Origin of the sequence: Streptomyces sp. NPDC046821 (genome assembly GCF_040645335.1) — a bacterium.
Taxonomy (GTDB): Bacteria; Actinomycetota; Actinomycetes; order Streptomycetales; family Streptomycetaceae; genus Streptomyces.
In genome coordinates this window covers 1-15,261 of the sequence record NZ_JBEYYB010000013.1, presented here as the reverse complement: position 1 = coordinate 15,261, position 15,261 = coordinate 1, and the positions used below count along the sequence as shown (strand labels likewise).

Annotated in this window: 13 protein-coding genes; 4 read left to right on the top strand and 9 right to left on the bottom strand. The window is 69.1% G+C overall.

Features of this window, described 5'->3' with window-relative positions:
• Positions 1-9 precede the first annotated feature (9 nt).
• On the bottom strand, positions 10-456 hold the full coding sequence (locus tag ABZ893_RS25960; protein ID WP_361407837.1) for an ATP-binding protein: 447 nt from the start codon (positions 454-456) through the stop codon (positions 10-12).
• 167 nt (positions 457-623) lie between these two features.
• On the opposite strand from ABZ893_RS25960, the gene ABZ893_RS25955 reads away from it, so the two are divergent.
• Together ABZ893_RS25955 and ABZ893_RS25950 are read left to right on the top strand one after the other, a co-directional pair.
• Positions 624-1,472, top strand: a complete 849-nt coding sequence (locus ABZ893_RS25955; protein WP_361407835.1) for a helix-turn-helix transcriptional regulator — start codon at positions 624-626, stop codon at positions 1,470-1,472.
• Complete coding sequence (locus tag ABZ893_RS25950) at positions 1,469-1,678, top strand: DUF397 domain-containing protein (protein WP_361407833.1); 210 nt, start codon at positions 1,469-1,471, stop codon at positions 1,676-1,678. The genes ABZ893_RS25955 and ABZ893_RS25950 overlap by 4 nt, the downstream gene beginning before the upstream one ends.
• Positions 1,679-1,752: 74 nt before the next feature.
• On the opposite strand, the gene ABZ893_RS25945 is transcribed toward ABZ893_RS25950, so the two are convergent.
• The 6 genes from ABZ893_RS25945 to ABZ893_RS25920 all read right to left on the bottom strand — a co-directional run bounded on the left by ABZ893_RS25945 (position 1,753) and on the right by ABZ893_RS25920 (position 8,097).
• A complete protein-coding gene (locus ABZ893_RS25945) occupies positions 1,753-2,220 on the bottom strand; it encodes a helix-turn-helix domain-containing protein (RefSeq protein WP_361407832.1) in 468 nt (155 codons plus the stop codon).
• A gap of 4 nt (positions 2,221-2,224) precedes the next feature.
• Positions 2,225-3,418: a molecular chaperone DnaJ gene (dnaJ, locus tag ABZ893_RS25940; RefSeq protein ID WP_361407830.1), complete on the bottom strand. Its 1,194-nt coding sequence runs from the start codon at positions 3,416-3,418 to the stop codon at positions 2,225-2,227.
• Positions 3,419-3,448: 30 nt separating this feature from the next.
• Positions 3,449-4,138, bottom strand: coding sequence for a nucleotide exchange factor GrpE (gene grpE, locus ABZ893_RS25935; protein WP_361407828.1), 690 nt, complete (start codon positions 4,136-4,138; stop codon positions 3,449-3,451).
• A complete protein-coding gene (gene dnaK, locus ABZ893_RS25930; RefSeq protein ID WP_361407826.1) occupies positions 4,135-5,991 on the bottom strand; it encodes a molecular chaperone DnaK in 1,857 nt (618 codons plus the stop codon). Before dnaK ends, grpE begins: the two co-directional genes overlap by 4 nt.
• Positions 5,992-6,134: 143 nt before the next feature.
• Positions 6,135-7,187: an MraY family glycosyltransferase gene (locus tag ABZ893_RS25925; RefSeq protein WP_361407824.1), complete on the bottom strand. Its 1,053-nt coding sequence runs from the start codon at positions 7,185-7,187 to the stop codon at positions 6,135-6,137.
• Between the two features lie 13 nt (positions 7,188-7,200).
• A complete protein-coding gene (locus tag ABZ893_RS25920; protein ID WP_361407822.1) occupies positions 7,201-8,097 on the bottom strand; it encodes an NAD-dependent epimerase/dehydratase family protein in 897 nt (298 codons plus the stop codon).
• Positions 8,098-8,406: 309 nt separating this feature from the next.
• On the opposite strand from ABZ893_RS25920, the gene ABZ893_RS25915 reads away from it, so the two are divergent.
• The gene (locus tag ABZ893_RS25915) at positions 8,407-10,689 is read left to right on the top strand and encodes a (Fe-S)-binding protein (protein ID WP_361407820.1); all 2,283 of its coding nucleotides are present in this window, start codon (positions 8,407-8,409) and stop codon (positions 10,687-10,689) included.
• 116 nt (positions 10,690-10,805) lie between these two features.
• Here the strand turns inward: ABZ893_RS25915 and uraD are convergent, their stop codons facing one another.
• Positions 10,806-11,333, bottom strand: a complete 528-nt coding sequence (gene uraD / locus ABZ893_RS25910; protein ID WP_361407818.1) for a 2-oxo-4-hydroxy-4-carboxy-5-ureidoimidazoline decarboxylase — start codon at positions 11,331-11,333, stop codon at positions 10,806-10,808.
• Complete coding sequence (locus tag ABZ893_RS25905) at positions 11,330-12,694, bottom strand: MFS transporter (RefSeq protein WP_361407816.1); 1,365 nt, start codon at positions 12,692-12,694, stop codon at positions 11,330-11,332. Before ABZ893_RS25905 ends, uraD begins: the two co-directional genes overlap by 4 nt.
• Positions 12,695-13,617: 923 nt before the next feature.
• Between ABZ893_RS25905 and ABZ893_RS25900 the strand changes: the two genes are divergently transcribed.
• A complete protein-coding gene (locus tag ABZ893_RS25900; protein ID WP_361407814.1) occupies positions 13,618-15,087 on the top strand; it encodes an FG-GAP repeat protein in 1,470 nt (489 codons plus the stop codon).
• The last annotated feature ends 174 nt before the right edge of the window (positions 15,088-15,261 follow it).

Here is a 15,261-nt window from a genome sequence, read left to right as displayed (position 1 = left end):
GTCACCGGCCTACGGGTTTCCGTGCTCCGGTCGACCGCGTGCGAGGTCGAGTTCGGCCCAGACCGTTTTGCGTGGAAACGGCCCGTCTGCGACGCCCCACCGATCGGCGAGCAACGCTACGAGGATGAGGCCGCGCCCTGATTCGGCGGTGGGCGGCGGCAGTTGAGTCTCAGGCAGCCGGTCGCCCCGCGCGTCGGCCACCTCGATCCGCAGCGCGCCCCCGGCCACGTACAGACTCATCCGGAAGTCCCGTCCGGGCAGCCGGGCGTGCGTGACGGCGTTCGCGGCCAGCTCCGCCACGAGGTGCGCCGCGTCGTCCAGCACGTCGGCGAGGCCCCAGGTGCGGAGCTGTTCGACGGCGAGGAGGCGAGCGAGCCGGGCCGCGCGCGGCGTGGGCGACAGCTGCACGCGGAAGTGGCGTGCGGTGCGGGGAAGTTCGTCGATTTCTTGGTTCACGTCACTCAGCGTGGCGCCGCCCTCGTACGCTCACCATCGACACGCCCGTCACGTACGGTGACTGTCCAGCTTTTGTCCAGGGCTGTACAGGCTGTCCAAGGCGCTTTGCGGGTACGGCGGTTGACGGAGTGTGGGCGGGGAGCTCGGCGAACTGGAGGTGCGCGCGGATGACTGAGGCGACGGGCAGTGACGGCTGGGAGATCGAGCCGGGTGACGAACAGGGCGCGGCGGTGGTGGCGCTCGTCGGGCGGCTGCTCAGGGCCCGCCGGGAGGCGGCCGGGCTGAAGGCGCCCGAGCTGGGGTCGGCCATGGGCTACGGCGAAGGGATCATCTACAAGGTCGAGGCCGGTGCGCGGATTCCCCGGCCGGAGTTCCTCGACAAGGCGGACGAAGTACTGAAGACCGGCGGGCTCTTCAGTGACATGAAGCCGGCCGTGGCGGAGATCCGCTACCCGAAGAAGGTGCGGGACATCGCCCAGATGGAGGCGAAGGCCGTCGAGCTGACGGCTTACTGGAACCACAACCTGCACGGTCTTCTACAGACGGCGGAGTACGCGCAGGCGCTCATCTCCATGTGGCGCCCGGCGCTGGATCCGGAGACGATCGAGCGGGGCGTGGCCGGACGCATGGCCCGGAAGTCCGTCTTCGAGCGCGACCTGACGCCCACCCTCAGCTTCATCCAGGAAGAGGTGACCCTGCGACGCCCGATCGGAGGGAAGATGGTGTTGCGGCGCCAGCTCGAACATCTTCTGGAACTCGGCCAGTTGCGCCACGTGGAGATCCAGGTGATGCCGACGGCGCGCGAAGATCACGCCGGAATGAGCGGGGAGATGGAGGTGCTGAAGTTCAGGGACGGAACGGCGATCGGTCGCTGCCATGGCCTCTACGCCGGACGCCCGGTCTCCGACCCGAAGCAGCTCCGCATCATCGAACTGCGGTGTGGCATCATCCGGGCTCAGGCGCTCACACCAGAGGAGTCGCTGGCCTTCATCGAGCATGTGCTGGGAGAAGTATGAACCGCGAGACCCCCGCCGGTGCCCCGTCCGAACTGGTCTGGTTCAAGAGCAGCTACAGCAGCGGCAGCGACGACCCGAACTGCATCGAGGTCGCGACCACCCCCGGCACCGTCCACATCCGCGACTCCAAGAACACCCAGGGCCCCCGCCTCACGGTGAACGGCACGGCCTGGGCGGACTTCCTCACGTACGCAAGCGATCACTGAGCCGACGCCGCAGGCACGACGAAGGGGCCGGGAGGCGTCAACCTCCCGGCCCCTTCGGCCACTTGCGCGTACTGCTACTGCTCCGGCGTCCGCTTGGGCCGCCACACGACGAGCGCGCTCGTCTGCTGGACCTCCTGGTACGGGACCAGGTCCCGGCGGTACGAGGCGTGGACGGCCGCCTCACGCTGCTGCATCGCCACCGCGGCGCCCTCGACCGCCGAGGACAGCTCGGCCACCCTCGACTGCAGCGCGGCGACCTGGTTCTCCAGTTCGATGATGCGCTTGATGCCGGCGAGGTTGATGCCCTCGTCCTGCGACAACTGCTGGACGGTGCGCAGCAGTTCGATGTCGCGGGCCGAGTAGCGCCGGCCACGGCCCGCCGTGCGGTCCGGGGAGACCAGACCGAGGCGGTCGTACTGGCGCAGGGTCTGCGGATGCAGCCCGCTGAGCTGGGCGGCCACCGAGATGACGTAGACCGGGGTCTCGTCGGTCAGCTCGTAGGCCCTGCCAACAAAGGAACTCTGTCGTCGACGGCCGTCCATACGCTCATGCTCCCTTCGCGGCCTGGAACAGTTCTGCCCTTACATCCGTCTCCGCAGTCGCCTTCCGGTACGCCTCCAGGGCGTCCTTCGCGGCGTCGGTCAGCTCGGTCGGGACCGAGACCTCCACCGTGACCAGGAGATCGCCGCGGGTGCCGTCCTTACGGACCGCGCCCTTGCCGCGCGCCCGCATCGTCCGCCCGTTCGGCGTGCCCGGGGGCAGCTTGAGCGTGACCGGGGGCCCGCCGAGCGTGGGGACCTTGACCTCGCCGCCGAGCGCGGCCTCCGGGTAGGAGACCGGCACGGTGACCGTGAGGTTGTCGCCCTTGCGGCCGAAGACCGGGTGGGCGTCCACGTGCACGACCACGTACAGGTCGCCCGCCGGGCCGCCCCGCTCGCCCGGTGCTCCCTTGCCGCGCAGCCGGATGCGCTGGCTGTCCGAGACCCCGGCCGGGATACGGACCTGCATCGTCCGGGAGGACTTCGCGCGGCCCGAGCCCTTGCAGACCTCGCAGGGGTTCTCCGCGATCAGGCCGCGCCCCTTGCAGTCCACGCACGGGTCGGTCAGCGAGAAGCCGCCACCGCCGCCGCGCGACACCTGGCCGGTGCCGACGCAGGTCGGGCACACACGCGGTGTGCCGTTCTTGTCGCCGGTGCCGGAACAGGCCTTGCAGGGCGCCTGCGAGGACATGCGCAGCGGGACCGTGGCCCCGTCGACCGCCTCGGTGAAGCTGAGGGTGACCTCGGACTCGATGTCCTGGCCCCGGCGCGGCTGCGTGCGCGTGCCGGTGCCCGCGCCGCCCCGGTTGAACAGGCCGCCGAAGACGTCCCCGAGTCCGCCGCCGAAACCGCCGGCGCCGCCCGGGCCCTGGCCGCCCTGGGCGCCGCCTCCGAAGAGGTCGCCCAGGTCGAAGTTGAACGAACCGCCGCCGGGACCGCCCGGCCCCGGACGGAATCCGCCGTTGCCGAACAGGGCCCGCGCCTCGTCGTACTCCTTGCGCTTCTTGGGGTCGCCGAGGATGTCGTTCGCCTCGGAGATCTCCTTGAAACGTTCCTCCGCCTTGGGGTTGCCCTTGTTGGCGTCGGGGTGGTTCTCACGGGCGAGCTTGCGGTACGCCTTCTTGATCTCGGCGTCGGTGGCGTCCTTGGGGACGCCGAGGACCTTGTAGTAGTCCTTCTCGATGAAGTCCTTCGTGTTCATCCTCGACGTCCCTCCTTCCGCTCACTGACGTCAGCCCTTGTCCGGGCCACCGTTTTCCTTGTCGTCGGCCGAGCTGTCCTTGGCGGACTCGCCCTTGGCCTGCGCCCCGGGCTGCGGTTCGGCCACCGCCACCCGCGCGGGGCGGATGGTGCGCTCACCGATCCGGTAGCCCGGCTGCAGGATCGCCACGCAGGTCGTCTCGGTGACGTCCGGCGCGTACGAGTGCATCAGGGCCTCGTGGATCGTCGGGTCGAAGGGCTCGCCCTCCTTGCCGAACTGCTGGAGCCCCATCTTGGCGGCGACGGTCTCCACCGACTCGGCGACCGACTTGAAGCCGCCGACCAGCTCACCGTGCTCGCGGGCACGGCCGATGTCGTCGAGTACGGGAAGGAGCTCGGTCAGGAGGCCCGCAACCGCGATCTCCTTGACCGTGACCCGGTCCCGCTCCACCCGGCGACGGTAGTTCTGGTACTCGGCCTGGAGCCGCTGGAGGTCCGCGGTGCGCTCGTTGAGCGCGGTGCGCACCTGGTCCAGCTGGGCGGTCAGGCCTACGTTCTGCACCGCCGAAGCGGCGTCGGAAGCTGCTGCGTCCCCGGCCGGGGCCGCCCCCTCCTCCTTGGCGGAAGAGGCGGCGGCCTTCGACTCGGCGTCTTCGGGGGTGGCGCCGGAGGGGACGTCAGGCTTCTCGTTCTCGTCGAAGCCCGGGGTCTCCTCCGTCACGCGGCACCGTCCTTGCGGTCCTCGTCGACGATCTCGGCGTCGACGACGTCGTCATCCTTGGACATGTTCGGGCCGTCGGTGCCCGGGGCAGCGCCCTCGGCACCGCCGGCCTGCGCGGCCTGGGCGTCGGCGTACATGGCCTGGCCCAGCTTCTGCGAGACGGCGGCGACCTTCTCCGTGGCGGTGCGGATCTCGGCCGTGTCCTCGCCCTTGAGCTTCTCCTTCAGCTCGGTGAGCGACTCCTCGACCTCGGTCTTCACGTCGCCGGGAACCTTGTCCTCGTTGTCCTTGAGGAACTTCTCCGTCTGGTAGACGAGCTGCTCGCCCTGGTTGCGCGTCTCGGCGGCCTCGCGGCGACGGTGGTCCTCGTCCGCGTACTGCTCGGCCTCCTGGCGCATCCGGTCGACCTCGTCCTTCGGCAGCGAGGAGCCGCCGGTGACGGTCATCTTCTGCTCCTTGCCCGTGCCAAGGTCCTTGGCCGTGACGTGCATGATGCCGTTGGCGTCGATGTCGAAGGCGACCTCGATCTGCGGGACACCACGCGGGGCCGGCGGCAGACCGGTCAGCTCGAACATCCCGAGCTTCTTGTTGTACGCCGCGATCTCGCGCTCGCCCTGGTAGACCTGGATCTGCACGGAGGGCTGGTTGTCCTCGGCCGTCGTGAAGATCTCGGAACGCTTGGTCGGGATCGTGGTGTTGCGCTCGATGAGCTTCGTCATGATCCCTCCCTTGGTCTCGATGCCGAGGGACAGCGGGGTCACGTCGAGGAGCAGGACGTCCTTGACCTCACCCTTGAGGACACCGGCCTGCAGGGCGGCGCCGATGGCGACAACCTCGTCCGGGTTCACGCCCTTGTTGGCGTCCTGGCCGCCGGTCAGCTCCTTGACGAGCTCGGCGACAGCGGGCATACGGGTCGAACCACCGACGAGAACGACGTGGTCGATCTCGGAGAGCTGGATGCCCGCGTCCTTGATGACGTTGTGGAACGGCGTCTTGCAGCGCTCCAGGAGGTCGGACGTGAGCTGCTGGAACTGGGCGCGCGTGAGCTTCTCGTCCAGGTGCAGCGGGCCCTCGGCGGAGGCCGTGATGTAGGGCAGGTTGATCGTGGTCTCGGTCGAGGACGAGAGCTCGATCTTCGCCTTCTCGGCGGCCTCGCGCAGGCGCTGGAGCGCCATCTTGTCCTTGCCCAGGTCCACGCCGTGGCCGTTGTTGAACTGCTTGACCAGGTAGTCGACGACGCGCTGGTCCCAGTCGTCACCACCGAGGTGGTTGTCACCGTTGGTGGCCTTCACCTCGACGACGCCGTCGCCGATCTCCAGCAGCGAGACGTCGAACGTACCGCCACCGAGGTCGAAGACGAGGATCGTCTGGTCGTCCTTGTCGAGGCCGTAGGCCAGGGCGGCGGCCGTCGGCTCGTTCACGATGCGCAGGACGTTCAGGCCCGCGATCTCGCCGGCCTCCTTCGTCGCCTGACGCTCGGAGTCGTTGAAGTACGCCGGGACGGTGATGACCGCGTCCGCGACCTTCTCGCCCAGGTACGCCTCGGCGTCGCGCTTCAGCTTCTGCAGGATGAAGGCGCTCATCTGCTGCGGGTTGAAGCTCTTGCCGTCGATCTCGATCTTCCAGTCAGTGCCCATGTGGCGCTTGACCGAACGGATCGTCCTGTCGACGTTGGTGACCGCCTGGCGCTTGGCGACCTCGCCGACGAGCACCTCGCCGTTCTTCGCGAAGGCGACGACGGACGGCGTGGTCCTGGCGCCCTCGGCGTTGGTGATGACGGTGGGCTCGCCGCCTTCGAGAACGCTGACGACGGAGTTAGTCGTGCCCAGGTCGATGCCGACCGCACGTGCCATGGTGAATCCTCCAGCTGACTTGAGTGGAACAGGCTCAAGGATGCATGACGACGGCCGATCGGTCAACAGAGGTGAGTCGGACCGACTCAACTTTTATGTTGCGCTTATTGAAGCGGGCATCATCTACGCAGGTCAGGAGCCGGTCAGGAGCCGGATACGTTGATGGCGGCGGGCTGCTGAACGGTCCGCGCACCGCGCTCCCGTACCCCGTGCATCGTCTCCCGCACCCCGTGGACCGGCACCCGGAGCAGTACGGCGACGGCAGCGGCGGCCACGGTCAGCGGCCCGAGCGCGGCCGCCGGGCCCAGCGTCCCCTCGTGCATCAGGAGTGCGGTCACCACGCCGGACAGGGACGCGACACCGAGGACGACCGCCGACCCGCGCGGGGTCAGGCCCAGGCGGCGCAGCCGGTGGGCGATGTGGTCCGGGCCGGGCCGGAGCACCGGCCGCCCCGCGAGCCGCCGCGACACCGCAACCAGCGCCGCGTCCGCGGTCACCACGAACGTCACGGCGAACAGCGAACCGGCACCCGTGAGCGCGTCGTGCTCCACGTTCACCAGAACCGCGGCCGAGGCCAGGACGAAGCCCGTGAACAGCGATCCGCAGCTCCCGAGGCGCATCCGCGCGGGGTGCCAGTTGTGCATGAGGAACCCGGTCAGCGCGGCGGCGAGCAGCCCGAGCACGCCGGAGAGCTGCCCGAGCCCGTCGGCCGAGGCGCACACGCTCAGGCCGAGCGCGGTCACGACGCCGACGGTGCCGAGCACCCCGTCCGAGGTGTCGAAGTGCCGGCACACACTGGTCACGAAGACGATCCAGAGGACCGCCAACATGCTTACCAGGAAGCCGAGTTGAGCGGTGTGCACGACGGCGGTGGCGGCGGCCGTCACGACGGCGACGCGGGCGCGCGCTCCCGTCGGACGCGCGTCGTCGAGCAGCCCGATCGCGGCGACGGCCCCGGCCGCGATCAGCAGCGTGAGCGTGCCGGAGCCGACCGGGGCGAGCCCGGTGCTCGCGCCGACGGTGATGACTGTGGCCGTCACGAGGGCGACGGCCAGGCCGCCCAGGCGCGGGGTCCGCAGAATGCGGCCCGCCCGGCGGACGGTGAACCCGGTCTTCCGCGCCACGACGCGCAGCAGAGCGGTGAGGGCGGCGGTCGCCAGGAGGGCGGTCGCGGCGGCGGCGATCCCGTAGAACACGGCGGACGTCCCGTCAGCTCAGAGGGTGGGCCGGAGCGAGCCCCTCGGCCCGCGTCCCGGGTACGGGGGAAAGGGAGGTGCGGCGCGCTTCTTCGAGGGCCGCGTCCACGAGGTCGTCGAGCGTGACGCGGGGCGCCCATCCGGTGAGCTCGCGCAGGGGGGTCGTGTCGGGGGCGGGGTCCGTATCGGGGGCGGGGTCCGTATCGGGGGCGGGTTCCGTATCGGGTGCGGGTCCGGTGCCGGGGTCCGTATGCGGGTGCCCCGAGGCGACGGGTGCGCCCGCGCGCCGGGCGACGAGGGCCGCGAGTTCCGCGTCCGTCACTTCCTCCGCGCCCGCGAGATCGAGGACCCGGCCGGGCGCACCGCCCGTACCGAGCAGCCGCACCAGCGCGTTGACGACGTCCGCGACGTGAAGGAAGCGACGCCGCGTGCGTCCGCCGTCCGGCGCCGCGACGGCCTCGCCCCGGCCGGCGATCGCCTCACCCCCCACCGCCCGCGCCGCGAACCCACCGAGCACCGCCCCGTATGCGGGCACGCGCCTCGGCCCGACGACCTCGCCGGAAATTCTGACGCCCGTGACCACCCGACCGGCCTCATCTCCGGCACCCACATGCAGCAGGGGGCGCCCGAGCCGGTGCGCGGCCCCGGCGAGTACGCGTACGTCGGCCGGAGGCGCGGCGTGGACCGCGCCGTCGCAGCGGCTCAGGAGTTCGCCCACGAGCCGTTCGTCGAGGGCCGAGCCGCGGACGAAGCGCAGGCAGGGGGAGGGCCACGCGGCGGTGAGGCGGGCGCGGTCGCCGGTGGAGAGGTCGTCGAGGATCACGACACCGTGTCCCGCGTCGAGCAGCGCGTCGGCGAGATGCGAGCCGATGACGCCCGCGCCGCCCGCGATCAGGTACGTGGTGGACATCAGGGGCCCTTTCTCTTGCGGCCCCATGCGGTCTCATGCGTAATCGGGGTGACGGCGGAGGGGCGCGTCCGGCCGGAGAGCTTCATAAGTTATTCGCTTATGTCGCAAAATGGGGCGAATAACACGTTCCGTCGCCACCGGCCACCCCCGAACCCCCCAGGGGGCCCTCAGCGACGCAGATCACCGCCCGGCTGGCTACAGTGCGGCCGCACAAGTGGGTAGTGTCAGCATGAACTGAAATAAGTTACCGCTTAGTAATCACTTGTCATCCCCGGATATTTCCACCTCGCAGGCCCGAGGAGCCCTCAAATGCAACTCGCCGCGATCATCGTGTCGCTGGTCCTGATCGTGGTCGGCGTGGCTCTCTTCGCCCGAGCCATCGCGCAGATCTACCGCTTCATGCGGCTCGGTCAGAACGTCCCCGCCGGGACGCGTACCGACGAACCCGTGCAGCGCACGGTCACCGTGGCCAAGGAGTTCCTCGGCCACACCCGGATGAACCGCTGGGGCGTCGTCGGCGTGGCGCACTGGTTCGTGGCAGTGGGCTTCTTCTCGCTGCTCCTGACGATCGTGAACGCCATCGGCCAGCTGTTCAAGGCCGACTGGCTCCTGCCGGTCATCGGCAACTGGGCGCCGTACAACGTCTTCGTCGAGTTCATCGGCACGATGACGGTGCTCGGCATCCTCGTACTGATCGTCATCCGGCAGCTGAGCCTGCCCTCGCGTCCGGGCCGCAAGTCCCGCTTCGCCGGCTCGAACTTCGGCCAGGCGTACTTCGTCGAGGCCGTCATCCTCATCGTCGGCGTCTGCATCTTCATGCTGCACGCCCTCGAAGGCGCCCAGCACCACGTCGACGGCTACGAGGCGTCGTTCTTCATCTCGTACCCGGTCGTGCACGCGCTCGAAGGCCTGGACGTCTCGACGCTCCAGAACCTCACGTACTTCTTCGCCGGCCTGAAGATCGCGACCTCCTTCATCTGGATGATCACGGTCGCCCTCAAGACCGACATGGGTGTCGCCTGGCACCGCTTCCTCGCGTTCCCGAACATCTGGTTCAAGCGCGAGGCCGACGGCGGTACGGCGCTCGGCGCGCTGCAGCCGATGACCTCGGGCGGCGAGCTGATCGACTTCGAGGACCCGGGCGAGGACGACGTCTACGGCGTCAGCCAGGTCGAGCAGTTCTCCTGGAAGGGCCTGCTGGACTTCTCCACCTGCACCGAGTGCGGCCGCTGCCAGTCGCAGTGCCCCGCGTGGAACACCGGCAAGCCGCTGTCCCCGAAGCTGCTCATCATGTCGCTGCGCGACAACGCGCACGCCAAGGCCCCGTACCTGCTCGCCGGTGGCGGCAAGACCATGGAGGGCGACGAGAAGGCGACCGAGGAGCAGCTCAAGGACGTGCCCGCGGCAGCCCTCGCGGAGGCCGAGCGCCCGCTCATCGGCACCCTCGAAGAGAACGGCGTCATCGACCCGGACGTCCTGTGGTCCTGCACCACCTGCGGCGCCTGCGTCGAGCAGTGCCCGGTCGACATCGAGCACATCGACCACATCGTCGACATGCGCCGCTACCAGGTGATGATCGAGTCCTCGTTCCCGTCCGAGGCGGGCACGATGCTCAAGAACCTGGAGAAGAAGGGCAACCCCTGGGGCCTCGCCAAAAAGCAGCGCCTGGAGTGGCTCAAGGAGCTCGACTTCGAGGTCCCGGTCGTCGGCAAGGACATCGAGGACCTCACCGAGGTCGAGTACCTGTACTGGGTCGGCTGCGCCGGCTCCCTGGAAGACCGCGCCAAGAAGACCACCAAGGCCTTCGCGGAGCTGCTGCACATGGCGGGCGTCAAGTTCGCGATCATGGGCGGCGACGAGAAGTGCACCGGTGACTCCGCCCGCCGCCTGGGCAACGAGCCGCTGTTCCAGCAGCTCGGCCAGGAGAACGTCATGGCGCTGAACATGGCGTTCGGCGAGGAGCTGGACGACGACGGCAAGGTCACGCCGGAGTCGGCCAAGCCGAAGTCCGCGAAGAAGATCGTCGCGACCTGCCCGCACTGCCTCAACACGATCGGCAACGAGTACCCGCAGATCGGCGGTGACTACGAGGTCATCCACCACACGCAGCTGCTCCAGCACCTCATCGACGAGGGCAAGCTCATCCCCGTCACGCCGGTCGAGGGCCTGATCACGTACCACGACCCGTGCTACCTGGGCCGTCACAACAAGGTCTACACGCCCCCGCGCCAGATCATGGACGCCGTCCCGGGCCTGCGTCAGCAGGAGATGCACCGCCACAAGGAGCGCGGCTTCTGCTGCGGCGCCGGCGGCGCGCGCATGTGGATGGAAGAGCGCATCGGCAAGCGCATCAACAACGAGCGTGTCGACGAGGCCCTGTCCCTCAACCCGGACATCGTCTCCACCGCCTGCCCGTTCTGCCTCGTCATGCTGACCGACTCGGTCAACGGCAAGAAGAACGACGGCCAGGCCAAGGAGTCCGTCACGGTCGTCGACGTGGCCCAGCTGCTCCTCGACTCCGTCAAGACGCCGGTCGACCCGGCGGGCGACGCGGAGCCGGAGGACGCTCCGGAGCCGGAGCCGGTGAAGTAGGACGTAGCCGGTGACGTAGCCGGGCTGGTCACGTGGCCGAGCCGGTCACGTAAAAGACTTCGGGCCCGCCCCCTTCGCAGGGGGCGGGCCCGAAGTCTTTACGGCTCAGCCGGACGTCATCCGAGCAGGCGGCCAAGCCGCTGCCGGGTGATGAACCCGATCTGCGTCAGCGCCTCGTCCCACTCGACGTCGGTCGGACGCTCCGTGCGGAGCCGGAGCTCCTTCAGGACGGCGTCCTTGTCGCGGTCGCGGACCGCGAGGATGAACGGGAAGCCGTGGGACTCGCGGTAGGTCTTGTTCAGCTCGGTCATCTCGGCGACCTCGGCGGCCGTCAGAGCGTCCAGACCGGCGCTCGACTGCTCGCCCTTCGAGTCGTCCGTCATCGTGCCCGCACGGGCCTCTGAACCGGCCAGCTCGGGGTGTCCGTTGAGGAACTCCAGGACGCGCTCGGAGGGCGAGGAACGAACGGTCTCGATCATCGCCGCGTGCAGGGCGTCGACGTCGGAGAACGGAAGCCGTCCCCACGTCTCGTCGGCGACCCAGGAGGCGTGCTCGAAGATCCCGCCGAGGGACCCGACGAAGTCCTCCCGCGTCATCGCGTTCACATCGGCTATGCCGGGACGCGAGGTGCTGCTGGTGCTCATACCGCTTGCTCCGATTCCTTCGATGCGTCCTGCACGGCCGGTGCGGCGGCCGCGTCGGTGGTACGGAAGGAGGGTACGAGCTTCAGGATCAGCAGCGCCGCGAGGACCTCGACGCCGGCCACGATGAACAGGCCGGGGCTCAGGCTGCCCGTGCTGTCCTTGACCGCGCCGAGCAGGAACGGAGCGCCGAAGCCGGCGAGGTTGGCCATCGAGTTGATCAGGGCGACACCACCGGCCGCCGCGCCGCCGGCGAGGAACCAGTTCGGCATCTGCCAGAACACCGGGATGGCGCTCATCGTGCCGACGATCGCGAGACCGAGGCAGAGCAGGGTGCCCGCCGCGCTCACGTTCAGGAGCAGACCCGCACCGGCCAGGCCCGCCGCGCCGAAGGTGACGGCAGTGGCGGTGTGCCAGCGGGACTCACCGGTCTTGTCGCAGTGGAGGCCGTTGAGGATCATGCCGATGCCACCGGCCAGGTTGACCGCGGCCATGATCCAGCCGATCGCCAGCGGGTCCTTGAAGCCGACTTCCTGGACCAGGGTCGGGCCGAAGAAGGTCAGGGCGGAGTTCGCCGAGATGATGCAGAAGAAGATGGCGATGAACTGCCAGATACGGCCCGACTTCAGGGACTGGAGCAGGCTGTGCTCGCGGCCCTCGACGGCGTTGTTGTCAGCGGCGAGGTCCTCGGCGACGAGTTCCTGCTCCTCGACCGTGAGCCACTTGGCCTGGTGCGGGCGGTCCGTCAGGTAGAGCCACACGACGAAGCCGGCGAGCACCGACGGGGTGCCCTCGACGATGAAGACCCACTGCCAGCCGTTGAGGTTGTTGACCCCGTCGAAGGTGTTCATGATCCAGCCCGCGAGCGGACCGCCGAGCACACCGGCGAACGCGGAGGCGGACATGAAGGTGCCGAACGCCTTGGCACGGCGCTTGGCCGGGAACCAGTAGGTCAGGTACAGGATGATGCCGGGGTAGAAACCGGCCTCGAAGACACCCAGCAGGAACCTGAGGGAGTAGAAGATCGTCGGGGTGGTCGCGAAGATCATCGCGATACTCGTCAGACCCCAGCCGATCGTGATGCGCATCAGGGTCTTCTTGGCCCCGATCTTCTGCAGCAGCAGGTTGCTGGGTACCTCAAAGATGAAATAGCCGATGAAGAAGATGCCGGCGCCGAGGCCGTAGACCGCCTCGCTCCAGCCCAGATCCTCGGTCATCGTCAGCTTGACGAAACCGATGTTCACGCGGTCGATCCAGGCGAGCGTCCACAGAATCATCAGGAACGGCAGAAGTCGCAGGAAAATCTTGCGGTAAATGAGGTCGAGCGGCGCTTTCGCGCTCGACGTGACGTGCGTGCTCCCCATGACGTCTCCCTTGATCGTGAACAGGGGGGTCTCGCGATACGGGCCCGGCTCCGGCTTCTTCGACGCAGCCTCACTTCCACATTGTGGAAAGTGTGTTCCGTTGTGGCGTAACAATGTAAGAGGGCGGTAAGTCTGTCAAGAGTTCAAGTTCGCCCACTTCAACAGTTTGTGAACAACGCCAAGATCGTCCAACTGCAGGTCAGGGCATAGGTGTTGGGTGCACTTATCCGCAAAGGCGCGCTTGGTACCAGGGGTAATGCGGGCACGCGGGGTGAAGGCGGGCGCCCTCCGGGGGCGCCGCAGGGCATCGGTTAACCGGGCGTCCACGCGCGCGCAACCTTCGCCTACATCTCACCAGTCGGACGCCGGAAGCCTTCCCTCATCACCAGGAATTCCGGCCATGCGCATACGCGAACTCGATCTCGCCGCAGGTGCCGTCGCGGGCCGGTACTCCGGCCGGTACTTCGGCCGGTACCGATGATGACTTCGGCAGCGACGGATATCGCGACCCGGCCATCGGCGAACGGGACGCAATCGCGGTCACCATTACGTTCGGTTCCGCGAACGGAGTGAACCCTTCCCTTTCCGCGACGATCACCTGGAAAGCGGCCGGAACACCCTCACGCACGGCGCCGGCCGAACGTACGTCGCGTACGGGCCGCGCGTGGACTGCGAGCCGTACACCGTCTACGTCAAGGGCGGGCCCGGCGACATCGTCACGGCGAACCCACGCCGACCCACCGTCAACCCCCAATGAGGGCACGGAAATAAACGGGGTTCACATACAACCCTCCCGCCCCACAAAGAGTCTCCTGTTCGCTCACCGCAGGGCTACGCCCGGGACAACTCCCGGCAAACGCCCGCGGAACGCACCCCCATTGACCGGGGAGGCCCCAGGACCTCCCTGTCCGCAGGAGAACCGTATGCACAAGAACATACGCACCGCCCTCGCGACGGCCGCCACGGTCGCGCTGACGGGCGGGCTGCTCTCACTGTCCGCGGGCCCGGCACCGGCTGCCGACTCCGTCCACCATCACCAGGCCGACTTCAACGGCGACCACATCGGCGACGTCGCGTTCTCCGCCGGCTGGTCGACCGTCGGCGGCAAGAGGGGCGCCGGCCAGATCGTCGCCCTGTACGGCTCGGCGAACGGCCTGAACTCCGCCGCCCGCAAGACCATCAGCCAGAACACGACGGGCGTCCCCGGCTCGGCCGAGACCAACGACGCCTTCGGCTGGGTCAGCGCGTACGGCGACTTCAACCACGACGGTTTCGACGACCTGGCCGTCTCCGCCGAATTGGAGGACGTGGCCGGCGACACCGACGGCGGCACCGTCCTCGTCCTGTGGGGCTCGCCCTCGGGCCTCACCGGCGGCACGACGATCAAGGACCCGGCCGTCTCCTCCCACGACCGGTGGGGCACGGCGCTCGCCGCGGGCGACTTCGACGGCGACGGCACGGACGACCTCGCGATCGGCTCCTCGGCGAGCACGATCTACGTCTACAAGGGCGGCATCACCAAGTCGGGTACCTCGGGCGGCCGTTACACCATCAAGCCCCCGATCATGTCCGGCGGCGGCACCGGCCCGCGCATGATGACCGCGGGCGACGTGAACGGCGACGGCGCGACCGACCTCGTGGTCGACGGCTACGAGACCGGTACCCAGTACGGCTGGAACGCCAACTACTACGTTCCCGGCGGCGCGTCCGGCCTCGACGCCTCGTCCGCAGTGAAGCTGCGGCCCGGAACCATCACCGACATCGGCGACGTCAACGGGGACGGCTTCGGCGACATCGTCACCGGCGAGGAGTGGGACACCAACAAGGACGGCCCGTCCGCGCCCGGCTCGGTCGACGGCGGCAAGGTCAACATCACGTACGGCTCCGCGAGCGGCCCCGCCGGCGGCACCGACATCACCCAGGACACCGGCAACGTGCCCGGCGCCTCCGAGCGCGGCGACGGCTTCGGCGGCGAACTGTCCCTCGGCGACATCAACGGCGACGGTTACCAGGACCTGGCCGTCGGCGTCAGTGGCGAGAACCTGGGCGGCGTCACGGACACCGGCTCCGTGACCGTCCTGTACGGCTCCCCGAACGGCATCAACACCCAGTCCGGCAGCCAGTTCTTCGCCCAGTCGACGGCCGGCGTCCCCGGCTCCGACGAGACGAACGACAACTTCGGCAACGAGGTCAAGCTCACGGACGTCACCGGCGACGGCAAGGCGGACCTGACGGTCGGCGTGTTCGGCGAGAACAACTACAACGGCGCCCTGACGTACCTCCCGTCCGACGGCACCCACATCACCACGACGGGCGCCCGCTCCCTCGCGGCGTCCTCGGTCGGCGTCTCGACGGCCGCCTACCCGGAACTGGGCGGAAACGCCGCCAACTAGCCGTAGCCCTACCCCAGTCGGGGCCGCCCCCCCCCCCGGCGGGGCCCCCCCCCCCCCCGCCCCCCCCCCCCCCCCCCCCCCCCCCCCCCACCACCCCCCCCCCACCCCCCCCCCCCCCCCCCCCCACCCCCACCACCCCCCCGGTCATAGACGCCGCGACGCGCAAGCGAAGGG